Source organism: Mesorhizobium sp. B2-8-1, from assembly GCF_006440955.1.
In the GTDB taxonomy this organism is placed as follows: domain Bacteria; phylum Pseudomonadota; class Alphaproteobacteria; order Rhizobiales; family Rhizobiaceae; genus Mesorhizobium.
The window spans coordinates 19487-29458 of sequence record NZ_VFTX01000018.1; the positions used below are offsets into that span (position 1 = coordinate 19487).

Genomic DNA, 9972 nt, shown 5'->3' on the forward strand with positions numbered 1-9972 from the left:
CCGCGTCAGGGCCCCGCCGACGTCGTCGTTGAGGCCCTGCTCGCATGGGCGGCAAAGCCATCGTCGAATGTTCAGCCTAACTCCTCCACGGTTGGGATTCTCAATGGAACCAGCCCGCTGGCACGGTCACCAATGCCGGGAACAGAACCAACAGCACGATGAGGACCATCTCGGCCAGAAGGAAAGGCCACACACCTCTCAGGGCCGACCCCATTGAAACTTTGCTGATTCCGCACACCGTGTTGAGGACAGTTCCGACAGGGGGCGTAATCATGCCGACCGCGGCGGTCATGATGAACATGACCCCAAAATAGATCGGGTCGATCCCGGCCGCCGTTACGAGCGGCATGAGGATGGGTACCAGTATGGTGATCGAAGGTGCGAAATCGAGCACCATGCCGATGACAAAGATCGCCAGAACGATCATGGCCATCAGCAGGATCGGCATATCGATGAAAGGACTGAGGAGAGTAACGAGCTGGGCGGGCAGACTGGCGATCGTCATCATGAAGCCGGTGACCACGGAGGCTGCCACCAGCAGCATGATTACTGCCGTCATTCGACCGGCGTCGAGCAGCGCGTCAAAGAGCAGCCGCGGCGTCAGCTCCCGATAAACAACCAGCCCCACGAACAGTGCATAGAAGGCTGCAACGACGCCGGCCTCCGTGGGGGTGAAGATGCCGAACCGCAGTCCGACCAGGATAATCACCGGCAGCATCAACGCCCAACCGGCGGTCAGAATGGCTTTCGGGATGTCCCTGCGCGGGAGTTTGGGCTGGACCGCCGACGTTTCCTTTCTGGAGACGATCCACCAAGTCACCACCAGGCTCAGCCCCATCAGGATCCCTGGCACGATTCCGGCGAGGAATAAGCCGACGATGGAAATGTTTGCGGTGACGCCCAGGATGATGAATCCGACAGAGGGCGGGATCACGGGGGCAATGATGCCCGTCGCCGCCATCAAGCCCGAGGCGCGACTCATGCTGTAGCCCGCATCGCGCATAAGAGGGATCAGCATGACGGCAAGCGTCGCCGTATCCGCGATTGCCGATCCGGAGAGGCTGGCCATCAGCAAGCCCGTGCCGATGACCACGTAACCGAGGCCGCCACGTATGTGACCGAAGAGCGCCAGGGCCACGTTCACGATGCGGCGGGAGAGGCCGCCGGCGTTCATGAGCTCGCCGGCAATGAGAAAGAACGGGATCGCCATCAGCGGATAGCTGTCAGCGCCATTGACCAGCCTCTGCGCCAGAATCTGTGCATCCAGATTTCCCATCAGCATCATCATCGCGACGCCCGACAGCATCAGGGCGAAGGCGATTGGAATCCCGATGCCCATTGCACCGAGGAGTGAACCTATGAAGACCAAGCCGCTCACGGTGTTTTCTCCGAAACTAGCGCGGGGGACACGGCCGGTGGCGGCACATCGATCTCTGCTCCCGACCACGGGGCGGGCAGGATGCCGCGCAGCGAGCGCCACAGATCAAGAAGGAGGATCAGAGCCATCATGATGGCAGCGGTGATACCCGCGGCGTAGATGGCCCCGACGGGAATTCCCGACAGTGCTTGGACGTTGCCCCATTCGATCACGGTGAGTGACCAGCTGCCTTGTGCCAGGAGCCAGCAGCACCAAAGCATCAAGCCATACGAAACAAGAAAGCAGACGAAGCGCGCCCTGCGAGGCAACCGGACCACCAATGAGTCGACGCCGAGATGCGCGCCCTTGGCTAGGGCCACCACGGATCCCATAAAGATGATCCAGACGAGGACCACACGGGAGACTTCAACGGCAAACGGAATGCCTGAGCTGAAGCCGTAGCGTAGCACGACATTTGTAAAGATTAGGATGCTGATGACGGCCATGCCGACGACGACGAAGACGTCAAAAGCCTTGAAAAGCCACTGTAACGGCGTGGTCATAACTGCTCCCAAAAGGTTGTGCGCGCATGCATCGATCCTTGCGGCACTCTGACGAGAATCCGCAGACCGTGAGCAGGGAGCCTCCAGCATGCTGATGGGGTAGAAACACCCAATCGCGTGATGAAGGCCTGTCCTGCTCATCCGGTCGAACAGCGCAGGGGTAAAGCCAACGATCCCTCCAACCAGTAGGAGGTCCCGGGCGAGCTTCCGGTGTCAGACACCTTCCACCACGGCCAGATGTGCCTTGGCATGCTTCTCGCGGGCCTTGATCGCCGTCTGATACTCTGGAGAGTTGTAGCAGGCGAGAGCGGTCTCGTAGTCCCTGAACTCGATGACCGCCAGGCGGTTCGCGTGAGGGCCCTCCATGACCTGGCTCGTTCCCGCGCGAACGACGAAGGACGCCCCGTATTTGTCGAATGCTGCCTTGTTCAAGGCAATGTATTCTTTATAGCCCTCATGGTCCGCGATATCGACCATTGCAACCCAGTATCCTTTTTTGGTCATCTGCTTCCTCTCCCACAGAAATTCCCATACCCTCTCGCGGAAGATACGGACGTCCCGATGCATTCAAATTCGCCACAAGTGCGTTTGCCGTTGATCCTCCTCGATCACACGGCTAGAACCGAAACTACGACGCTGACTACAATATGGACAGCTTGTCCAAAAGCGTGTAGTACCACCATGTTTCGTTGTCAAGCTTGCAAGGAGATGCGCCATGGGCCTAAGTGAGCTCCAGGACGAAGCCGATGAGAGAGCTTCTACTCACGTGCAGGGAGCGGCCTCGTTCTCGAAGTTCATCACGGTGCTGCAGATCATCGCGGATGCCCCTGGAACCTTGGACATTGCCCAACTGACAAAGTGCGCGCCATTTCCCCGGGGGACGGTCTACCGTCTCGTTTCGGCGCTCACGGCGGAGGGACTCATCACACAATCGGGAGAGGGTGGAACGTTCCGCTTGGGGCCGCGCCTCCTCCAGCTTGCTGCCAAGACCTGGGAGGACTCCGACTTGCGGACGATCGCTAGGGATTTTCTGGTTTCGCTCCGCGACGCAACCGATGAGGCGGTTCACCTTGCGGTGCCTAGCAATAACCGGATGGTCTACATAGACAAGTTGGTGGGCTCCAGCAGGGTTCAGATGAAAACCAGCATTGGCGGCCAGGTTGAACTTCACTCGACATCCGTGGGTAAGGCGTGGCTGTCTGGTCTGCCAGACCAGCGGCTGTTGGAAGTCATCAAGAGCCTGGATCTGAGACGCCATACCGCCAAGACGTTCACGACACCCGAAGCGCTGTTCGATGAGTTGAAGCGGACGCGCGAGCAAGGGTTCGCGTTCGATGACGAGGAGAACGAACCGGATATCCGCTGTCTCGGCAGCCCGATCTTCAATCGTTCGGGGGAACCGATCGGAGCGGTCAGCATCAGCATGCCGGTGTACCGGCACGACGCTCGGCGCCACGAGCTCTGCGCAAGGCTGGTGCGTCAAACGGCGAAACAGATCAGTGGCGAATTGTCCAGGATGGTGTAGCGCCGGGCGCGCCACCGCGTCCATCGCCACCATCGACGTACCGCTTTAACGGCATCGCTATCATTCGACGCTGAGGAAGATGGCTGATCCAACAGCACCGAAACAGCCTTGGGGGCCGTTCAAGCCAGGTCAGTCCGGAACCCGGCAGGCAGGCCCGAAGGGGCCCACAACAAGCTCGTTGAAGCATGCCTCGAAGACATGCTCGCGGATTGGGAGGCCAACGTGCCAGCAGCCATTGGCAAGAAGCGAGAGAAAAAGCCAGACGCACACCTCGAAATCGCCGCTTCGATCCTGCCGCGAGACTTGCCGCACCAGATCGACAAGCGGCAGCCCTTCGTCAATGCCTTCGCCCACCGCTACAACCGTCACAGGGCACACGACGCTCTCGACGAATCAACTAAGCCGAGTATCTCAAGACCTTCAGCGGCGCGCCCCGCAGGCCTCCTCACATGTCTTGAACCAGGACATCCTCCAGGATGACACCAAGCGAACTCACTGTGCCGGAATGGCTGCGACGATCTCAGGCGATAGCCTGGGTGACATTGCTTGGCATGCTCTTCCATATCGCATTTGCTTTCGGACACATCGATGGCCCGACGCATAGAAACGGCTTGCTCTTATCCAGCTTCGAGCGGTCGCTCGCAGGATCCGGAGAAGGGCCCGCGTCGGGGCACCACGACGACAAGTCCCAGGGCCGTTGTGACATATGCATCATCGGCTCCATGGGAGCCGCACTGCCGGCGCCTGCGGCAGTTCATGTCCTTTCCGAGCTCACCTTCTACGCGATCGACTGGGTCGCGACTGCGGCGCGCCCGGACACCAGAGAACTCTCTTCACACTACGACATCCGCGGCCCTTCGCGAGCTTGAATGGATGGCTGAACTGCCGCTTCTCGCGGTCGCGCAACGCGCCGACACTTGTTATGGCGGCTAATGACCATATCGATCTGGAGAGACAGAGATGGGATTGCATCACCACACCGGGACGTTGTTTGCCGCTGGCATGTTTATTGTTATTTCGACGGCGCACGCAGAAGAAGATCGTCGAGAGCTTGGACCACATGTTCATGGACACGGGACATTGGCGATCGCTTTCGAGGCCAACAATGTTGAGATGGAGCTCGCTGCCCCTGGCATGGATATTGTCGGGTTTGAGCACGAAGCTGAAACCGCGGAGCAGAAGAGCGCCGTCGAGACCGCGCTCGCCGACCTTAAGGAACCCTTGAAGCTCTTCGCGATGCCCGACTCCGCAGGGTGCACCGTCACCTCCGCCGACGTCAAAGTCGTCGCGGAAGAACATGAGGACCACCCTGCTACCGCGGAGGCTGGTGAGGCCGCGGGTTCTGAAGAGCACGGGACCCATCACACCGAGTTCCGAGCAACTTATGCTCTCGCCTGCGCGGATACTGCCCAGGCCGCGTGGCTCGACTTCCCCTTCTTCGATCGCTTCGCCGGATCCTGGAAACTCGGCGTGACGGTCGTCGATGCCAATGGACAGACCGCTTTCGAGGTGTCCCGCGAGGCGCGCTATCTGGAGAGATGAGATGAACGCGGACGCCGCGACGGACGCCGTGCGCTTGCACGGCGTCGAATACAGGTGGAACGCGCGAGACCCGTTTTGCCTCTCAATCGGCGAGTTCGAAGTTTCCCGCGGTGAGCGTCTTCTGCTGCTTGGCGCATCCGGTAGCGGAAAATCGACGCTCCTCAGCTTGCTGACAGGCATCGCGTTGGCGCAAGCTGGGCGCTTGGAAGTCCTCGGGCAACGGCTTGACGAATTGAGCGGCAGCGGGCGCGATCGGTTTCGGGCGGAACATTTTGGCATCATCTTTCAGATGTTCAATCTTCTTCCCTACGGCGCCGTCATCGACAATGTGCTGTTACCGCTCAGCTTCGCGCCGGAACGTCGCGCCCGCGCAACGGCCGCGGGAGGCGCGGAGAGCGAAGCCCGGCGCCTCTTGTCGACCCTGGGACTTCCGGCGGATATCGGGCAGCAGACGGCGGCCACCCTGAGCGTCGGTCAGCAGCAACGCGTCGCGACGGCGCGGGCGCTCATCGGCTCCCCCGATATTGTTGTCGCCGACGAGCCTACATCGGCTCTCGACGACGATCGGCAGCAGGATTTTCTCGACCTGCTGTTCGGCCAGATCGAGGCCACAAAGGCAACTCTGATCATGGTCAGTCACGACCGCCGCTTGGCGCAGCATTTCACGCGGGCGATCCAGCTCAACGACATCCTTACAACGTCGAAAAGCCGAGCCCGGGCATGATTGTCGCACGTCTCACTCTGCAATCGCTGCGCAACCGCTGGATCACGGTGTTGCTGACGATCCTTTCGATCTCCGTCAGCGTCATGCTTCTGCTCGGTGTCGAGAAGGTGCGCAGTGGCGCGCGAGACAGCTTTGCCGGGACCGTGTCTGGTGCGGATCTGGTCATTGGCGCCCGATCGGGTGCCATGCAGCTCCTTCTCTACTCGGTGTTCCGCATTGGCAACGCGACCAACAATGTCACCTGGCGCAGCTACGAAGACATCGTTTCGCGCCCGCAGGTAGCCTGGGCAATTCCGCTTTCACTTGGCGACAGCCATCGCGGCTTTCGCGTCATCGGGACGACTCCGGATTACTTCGAGCACTTCCAATATCGCGGCGGCCAGGCCTTGACGTTTGCCGCAGGCGCACCCTTTGACGACCTGTTCGATGTCGTCCTCGGCTCGGATGTTGCGAGCCGGCTTGGCTATTCCATCGGCGACAAGATCACTGTCGCGCACGGTGCGGGCTCCCTTGGGCCGCAGCATGACGACCTCCCGTTTCGCGTGTCCGGCATACTGGCACGTACCGGCACGCCGGTGGACAAATCCCTCCATGTCAGTCTCAAGGCTATCGAGGCCATTCATGTCGACTGGCGGTCCGGTTCACGGATCCCGGGACAAGTTACACCGGCCGACCGTCTGCGGCAGATGACCATTGCTCCGAAGGCGGTAACCGCCGCGATCATCGGCTTGAAGTCGCGCCTGCAAGTCATCGGGTTCCAGCGCGGCGTGAACGAGTACAGGGCCGAGCCTCTTTCGGCTGTGCTGCCGGGGGTCGCCTTGCAGGAGATGTGGGGACTGGTCGCCACCGCCGAGACCGCATTGCTTGGCGTCTCCGCGATGGTCGTGGTGACCTCGATGCTCGGCTTGTCGGCAATGATCCTGTCGACGCTCAACGAGCGACGGCGTGAGATCGCGATATTGCGCTCGCTGGGGGCAAAGCCCGGCACGGTTGCAGGACTTCTTGTCGGAGAGGCGACACTGCTGACAGTAGCGGGAATCGCAATAGGAACGGCGGCACTTTATGCGGTCCTGGTGGTGGCCCGCCCGCTTGTTGACAGACAGTTCGGCATCGACATCGGCATTCAGCCCCCATCCGCAACCGATGCCCTGTTGTTATTGGCAATATTGATCGGCGGGATGGCCGCCGGGTTCCTGCCGGCCTGTCGCGCCTACAGGATGTCACTCGCAGATGGCATGATGGTGAGAACATGAAGACTTCCGGATTCCTCGGCAACGCGAGGTCGATGTTGCGCTGCATCGCTCTCATCCTGGCCGTTTTGGGCGCGGGCTGCGGCGCGGCATTCAGCGAGGCCGCAACCCAGCTGAAATGGGAGATGCTGATCCCGCCGACAGAACCGCTGGCAAATTTCCCGGACGAACTTCCTTTTGAGCAGCAGGAGGCCCTGAGAAATGTCCTATACTGGAAAGGTCACCCGTCGGGCGAGTTGAGCGAAGAGTTTGCCCTTCAGCGCGACGAAGCCAAAAAAAGGGTCGACGCCGACAGGGAGAAACTTGCAAAGCAAGGCGTCGATCTTGATGCGCTTTACGAACGATACGTCGCCTGGGCTACGGAGATCGAGAGGCGTGGAACCCTCACCGAGAAGAAGTTGGACGGGGCGCAGGTAGCCATCGCCGGCTATCTGCTGCCCCTGGATTTTAACCCGGACGGTACGACGGAGTTCCTGCTGGTCCCCTATTTCGGTGCGTGCATCCATGAGCCGCCACCGCCGCCGAACCAGGTGATCTACTTGAAATCCACCGCTCCGTACGCGCCTGCGGCCCTGTTCGAGGGCGTGATGATAACCGGCACGATGCGCGTGCAGTCCGAAAGGAAAGACCTCTCCTTTGTGGACGGTTCAAGCGAAGTTGCTTCGGGCTACGTCCTGGAGAGCGAAAGCATCGAGCCCTATCAAGGCGAAGGTGGCGGGCAATAGTGGCCAGTCCTGCGGAGGCGATGCCAACCGCCAGTCCGCGGGTCAGAGGCAGGCACGGACGTGGATGGATGCGCTCAGCGAAACCCGGTGACCCTGAGCACCTCCGCCGGCGAGGTGAGACCTTGCCCTGCCTTCCTGGCACCGTCATGCGCCATCGTGCTCATGCCCCGCTCCAGCGCGAGCGCTTCGATCCTGGAGTGGTCTGCTCCTTGTGAAGCGAGCTCGATGATAGCCTCCTCGAGGACCAGGATCTCGAACACGGCGATGCGGCCTCGATACCCGGTGCCGTTGCAACGGCCGCAGCCCACTGCGCTGAACACTTTCTGGCCCTGGGAGAACCCGACGGCCTGGTAACGCGAGTCGGAGGAGAAAGTCTCGGCCGGAAGAATTCCTTCCTGCTTGCAGTGATCGCAGAGCCGCCGCAACAGGCGCTGGGAGATGATGCCGCGTACGGCGCCGACCAGCAGATAGGTCTCGACACCCAGGTCGCGCATACGGGTGAAGGCCGCCGCCGCGGTGTTCGCGTGGACCGTGGTGAGAACGAGGTGTCCGGTGAGCGCTGCCTGGACGGCGGCCCGTGCCGTCTCGCCGTCGCGTATCTCGCCGACCAGGATCACGTCGGGGTCCTGTCGCACGAACGTCCGGATCGCGGATGAGAAGGTGATGCCGATCGCCGAGTTGATCTGCGACTGCACGATGCCGGGGATCTGGTACTCGACGGGATCCTCGATGGTCACGATCTTGCGGCCCGGATCGTTTAGCTTCGAGAGCGCGGCGGCGAGCGTCGTCGTCTTGCCGCTGCCGGTCGGGCCGGCGACGGCGATCATTCCGTGGGTGTGCTCAAGGAGCCGGTTCAGCGTCTGCCGTTCCTGGTCATCCAGGCCCACGCCCGCGAAATCGAGCAGGACGCTGTCGCGGTGCAGGATGCGCATGACGACGGTCTCGCCATGGATGGAGGAGAGGGTGGCAACGCGCAGTTCGACTTCGCGGTCGCCGATGGGAAGGCGCATCGCACCATCCTGAGGCTTGCGGCGCTCGGTGATGTCGAGGCCGGCGAGAACCTTGATTCGCGACACGATCGCATCGCCCATTTCGTGCGGCGGCGGAGGCATGATCCGCAAGACGCCGTCGATACGGAAACGCATCACGAGCCGTCCGCGCATCGGTTCGAGGTGGATGTCGGTTGCCCTCAGGTCGAGCGCGCGCCGGAAGATGTCGTCGACGACAACCACAACCGGCGCGCCGCTCGCGAGATCCCGCAGGCTTGCGATAGCCGCTTCGGAGGTTGCTCCTTCGCCGGTGGCCTGGGCAACGTCCTGGGTGCCGGAAAGACGTTCCAAGCAGGATTCCAGGTCGGGTGCGGGAACCACGCAGACCTCGACGTCACCGTCGAGAACGGATCGCAGCGCCTCTATCGGGTCTGCGTCTCCAGGGTGGAGAACCCCTATGACGGCGCTCCCGTCAGGCGCCGTGAGCGGCGCGATCCAGTTCTCCACAAGAAATCGGTTTGAGAGATTCTGCGCGACGGGCCTGTAGTCGGCGAGTTGGTGCCGGTCGAGAAGCCGCACGCCATAATAGGACGACAGGAAGCCTGCGAGGGCATCGGCGTCGACGATCTGCGCTTCGATCAGGCGGTGCAGGTCGGAGGCTCGCGAGGCCGTGCTCTCACCGAAAAGGCCCCGCGTAGCCTCGCGGCTCGCCAGTCCGGCACCGGCCATGGACGACAAGAGCGAGTGTAAGTCTGTAAGCTGTGGGTTCATTGAACGTACCTGTCGCACTTGACCCTTGAGCACAATGGACGCCGGCTTGCGCATGCCGAATCCGTCTGTCGGTTTAGTCCGCAGAGCGGTCTGCCTGACGTACGATTCCGGACCCGGCGGTTCCCCGGAAAGCTGCGCCAGACCAGAAGGCTGTGCGGTATGGGTGTCAAGAGCCCGTGCCCCTTCTACTCCCACCAGACGGTGAACCGGGTGCCACACGAGGTAGCGATTGAGAATCTTTCGCTACACCCACATATCGCCGCCAATATTGCGGAACCCCACTCGACCAAGGCAAGCGTCACGCCCGCCAGCAGCTGGTGGGAAATCGTCATGACCCATGCGACCGTGACGATCGTAGCCGAGGGCCGCAGACTGCGCCGCGTTGGAATGAGCAGGCTTGGAGTGGCTGGAGCCCTTCCCGCTTCATCGCCTTGCCGGGCGTATCAATCTCAGTGATCCATGGCCTTGACGATTTCCTCGGTCATCTTCTTGGCGTCGCCGAGCAGCATCATGGTGCCGTCCTTGT

General features: G+C 61.4%; 10 protein-coding genes. 5 read left to right on the forward strand and 5 right to left on the reverse strand.

Annotation, left to right across the window (positions count from 1 at the left end):
- Positions 1-100 precede the first annotated feature (100 nt).
- From FJ428_RS29810 to FJ428_RS29820, 3 genes are all read right to left on the reverse strand, one after another.
- On the reverse strand, positions 101-1378 hold the full coding sequence (locus tag FJ428_RS29810) for a TRAP transporter large permease subunit (RefSeq protein WP_140500983.1): 1278 nt from the start codon (positions 1376-1378) through the stop codon (positions 101-103).
- Positions 1375-1920 carry a TRAP transporter small permease gene (locus FJ428_RS29815; RefSeq protein ID WP_181165438.1) on the reverse strand — a complete coding sequence of 182 codons (546 nt, stop codon included), beginning with the start codon at positions 1918-1920 and terminating at the stop codon, positions 1375-1377. The genes FJ428_RS29810 and FJ428_RS29815 overlap by 4 nt, the downstream gene beginning before the upstream one ends.
- Positions 1921-2133: 213 nt before the next feature.
- Positions 2134-2424 carry a DUF1330 domain-containing protein gene (locus tag FJ428_RS29820; RefSeq protein WP_140500979.1) on the reverse strand — a complete coding sequence of 97 codons (291 nt, stop codon included), beginning with the start codon at positions 2422-2424 and terminating at the stop codon, positions 2134-2136.
- A 211-nt stretch (positions 2425-2635) separates the two neighbouring features.
- Between FJ428_RS29820 and FJ428_RS29825 the strand changes: the two genes are divergently transcribed.
- Entirely contained in the window at positions 2636-3445 is an 810-nt protein-coding gene (locus tag FJ428_RS29825; RefSeq protein WP_140500977.1) for an IclR family transcriptional regulator, read from the forward strand.
- A 129-nt stretch (positions 3446-3574) separates the two neighbouring features.
- Here FJ428_RS29825 and FJ428_RS29830 read toward each other — a convergent pair whose 3' ends face one another.
- Positions 3575-3799: a hypothetical protein gene (locus FJ428_RS29830; protein WP_140500975.1), complete on the reverse strand. Its 225-nt coding sequence runs from the start codon at positions 3797-3799 to the stop codon at positions 3575-3577.
- Between the two features lie 606 nt (positions 3800-4405).
- Here FJ428_RS29830 and FJ428_RS29835 point away from each other — a divergent pair.
- From FJ428_RS29835 to FJ428_RS29850, 4 genes are read left to right on the forward strand one after another with little or no spacing between them, the layout of a single operon-like run.
- Positions 4406-4987 (forward strand): DUF2796 domain-containing protein, encoded by a 582-nt coding sequence (locus FJ428_RS29835; protein WP_140500972.1) that lies wholly within the window; start codon positions 4406-4408, stop codon positions 4985-4987.
- Between the two features lies 1 nt (position 4988).
- Complete coding sequence (locus FJ428_RS29840; protein ID WP_140880765.1) at positions 4989-5711, forward strand: ATP-binding cassette domain-containing protein; 723 nt, start codon at positions 4989-4991, stop codon at positions 5709-5711.
- A gap of 47 nt (positions 5712-5758) precedes the next feature.
- On the forward strand, positions 5759-6964 hold the full coding sequence (locus FJ428_RS29845; protein WP_224519201.1) for an FtsX-like permease family protein: 1206 nt from the start codon (positions 5759-5761) through the stop codon (positions 6962-6964).
- Complete coding sequence (locus tag FJ428_RS29850) at positions 6961-7686, forward strand: DUF3299 domain-containing protein (protein WP_140558626.1); 726 nt, start codon at positions 6961-6963, stop codon at positions 7684-7686. The genes FJ428_RS29845 and FJ428_RS29850 overlap by 4 nt, the downstream gene beginning before the upstream one ends.
- Before the next feature lie 74 nt (positions 7687-7760).
- On the opposite strand, the gene FJ428_RS29855 is transcribed toward FJ428_RS29850, so the two are convergent.
- Positions 7761-9500 carry a GspE/PulE family protein gene (locus tag FJ428_RS29855; RefSeq protein WP_140500966.1) on the reverse strand — a complete coding sequence of 580 codons (1740 nt, stop codon included), beginning with the start codon at positions 9498-9500 and terminating at the stop codon, positions 7761-7763.
- Between the last annotated feature and the right edge of the window lie 472 nt (positions 9501-9972).

What these genes read in the sequence shown, in the direction of transcription:
- FJ428_RS29815 (WP_181165438.1), bottom strand. Translation starts at nt 1,920, where the DNA reads ATGACCACGCCGTTACAGTGGCTTTTCAAGGCTTTTGACGTCTTCGTC.
- FJ428_RS29820 (WP_140500979.1), bottom strand. Translation starts at nt 2,424, where the DNA reads ATGACCAAAAAAGGATACTGGGTTGCAATGGTCGATATCGCGGACCAT.
- FJ428_RS29825 (WP_140500977.1), top strand. Translation starts at nt 2,636, where the DNA reads ATGGGCCTAAGTGAGCTCCAGGACGAAGCCGATGAGAGAGCTTCTACT.
- FJ428_RS29835 (WP_140500972.1), top strand. Translation starts at nt 4,406, where the DNA reads ATGGGATTGCATCACCACACCGGGACGTTGTTTGCCGCTGGCATGTTT.
- FJ428_RS29840 (WP_140880765.1), top strand. Translation starts at nt 4,989, where the DNA reads ATGAACGCGGACGCCGCGACGGACGCCGTGCGCTTGCACGGCGTCGAA.
- FJ428_RS29850 (WP_140558626.1), top strand. Translation starts at nt 6,961, where the DNA reads ATGAAGACTTCCGGATTCCTCGGCAACGCGAGGTCGATGTTGCGCTGC.
- FJ428_RS29855 (WP_140500966.1), bottom strand. Translation starts at nt 9,500, where the DNA reads ATGCGCAAGCCGGCGTCCATTGTGCTCAAGGGTCAAGTGCGACAGGTA.